This is a genomic window from Schnuerera sp. (genome assembly GCF_035459645.1).
Taxonomy (GTDB): domain Bacteria; phylum Bacillota; class Clostridia; order Tissierellales; family Tepidimicrobiaceae; genus Schnuerera.
Genome location: NZ_DATHXO010000341.1, coordinates 1 through 1,802 on the forward strand (window position 1 = coordinate 1; position 1,802 = coordinate 1,802).

2 protein-coding genes and 4 tRNA genes are annotated in these 1,802 nt (G+C 29.9%); all 6 read left to right on the top strand.

What is annotated here, in order from left to right; all coding sequences use genetic code 11:
* The first annotated feature begins 15 nt into the window (after positions 1–15).
* Positions 16–90: transfer RNA gene (locus tag VK998_RS07955), tRNA-Gly, on the top strand.
* 68 nt (positions 91–158) lie between these two features.
* A tRNA-Gly gene (locus VK998_RS07960) sits at positions 159–232 on the top strand.
* Between the two features lie 10 nt (positions 233–242).
* Positions 243–317, top strand: a tRNA-Cys gene (locus tag VK998_RS07965).
* A gap of 15 nt (positions 318–332) precedes the next feature.
* Positions 333–409, top strand: a tRNA-Arg gene (locus VK998_RS07970).
* Between the two features lie 217 nt (positions 410–626).
* The gene (locus VK998_RS07975; protein ID WP_325227431.1) at positions 627–1,457 is read left to right on the top strand and encodes a radical SAM protein; all 831 of its coding nucleotides are present in this window, start codon (positions 627–629) and stop codon (positions 1,455–1,457) included.
* A 110-nt stretch (positions 1,458–1,567) separates the two neighbouring features.
* Positions 1,568–1,802: hypothetical protein (locus VK998_RS07980; protein WP_325227433.1), on the top strand; the 235-nt coding region annotated here is incomplete at its 3' end.

Genomic DNA, 1,802 nt, shown 5'->3' on the forward strand with positions numbered 1-1,802 from the left:
AAACTTTATATATTTGCGGAAGTGGCTCAGTGGTAGAGCATCGCCTTGCCAAGGCGAGGGCCGCGGGTTCGAATCCCGTCTTCCGCTCCAACTAAGATTAAGTAACTCAGAAACTTTGTGTTTCTGAGTATTATAAATTAAATAAAGAAATTTTATATGCGGGTGTAGCTCAGTGGTAGAGCCCCAGCCTTCCAAGCTGGTTGCGAGGGTTCGATTCCCTTCACCCGCTCCATAATTAATCTGGCGGCATAGCCAAGCGGTAAGGCGGAGGTCTGCAAAACCTTTATTCCCCAGTTCAAATCTGGGTGCCGCCTCCATAATAACTTTTATAAGTACCTATAGCTCAACTGGATAGAGTGCCTGACTACGAATCAGGAGGCTGGGGGTTCAAGTCCTCCTAGGTACACCAATCAGAAACCCTGTAATCATTATGATTACAGGGTTTCTGCTGCATTATATATTATATTTATTATTCTATAACTTAATAAGGCTTGTATAAACATATAAAATAAAAGATTTATATGAATTAATATAAACATTTTAAAAAATTGATTAAATAGCAATTGAGTTGTATAATAAAGTAAAAGTATTACTTTATTAAATACATGATCTATAGGAGGGGAATTATGTATAAAGATGATACAGTTTATTATCCACAGGATGAAATGAATACTGTTTTATTACCGATAACATCAGGATGTTCATATAATAAATGTGTTTTTTGTTCTATGTATAAAGATCAAAAATACTCAGAAGTTCCTTTTTTAGATATAGAAATGCAATTAAAAAATGGATATCTTTATACTGAAAAAGTATTTTTAGTAGGTGCAGATCCTATGTCAATAGGATTTCAAAAAATGAACCAATTACTAGAAATAATACACCAATATTTACCCTATTGTGCATGCGTAGCATCATATGCATCTATTAAGAATATTGCTAAATATTCAGTAGAGGAATTATCTATTCTACACGATGCAGGGCTTAGATTACTTTATATTGGATTTGAAACAGGTAGAGATGATATACTAAAATTGATGAATAAAAGCCATACAGTAAATGAAGCAATTAAACAAGCAAAGAAACTAAATGAAGCAAAAATACAATTTAATACTATTATTATGTATGGAATAGCTGGTAAAGACGAGTCTGTGGATAATGCTGTTGCAACTGCTAAAATGATAAATCAGTTTACAACAAATAAAGTTATTACTATGAATCTAAAAGTTTTTCATGGTACAGAGCTAAGCGATATGGTTAAAAGGGGAAAGTTTACTCCTCCATATAAAAACGAACGATTAGTAGAAATAAAAACACTTTTAGAAAACCTAAAATCTAAACAACCTATGATTTTTGATACAACACATCCAACAAATATAATTAAGATAAAAGGGACATTGCCTAAAGATAGAAAAAAATTAATAAATAATGTTTCAAATTATATAAAATCCAAATAATTTAGACAAAAATAATGAAAAATTAAATAAAAGAAAAAATTAAAGGAATTATAAGATTTTTGTAGAAGTAATACATAATCTTATAATTTTTATTTTTGGAGGGTTTATTAATGAAGGAAATAATTACTTTTAATTCTATTGAGTCTGACAAAATAGTATTACCTATACAATATAATCATATGGTTCAAGGAATGATATATAAATTATTAGATGATGAACTGGCAAACTTTCTACATGGTGAAGGTTTCCAAAATAAAAAAAGAAGATTTAAGATGTTTACGTTTTCTAGAATAAAAGGAAATTATACTCTAAATAAAAGCAAAGGATCAATAATATTTGATAGTC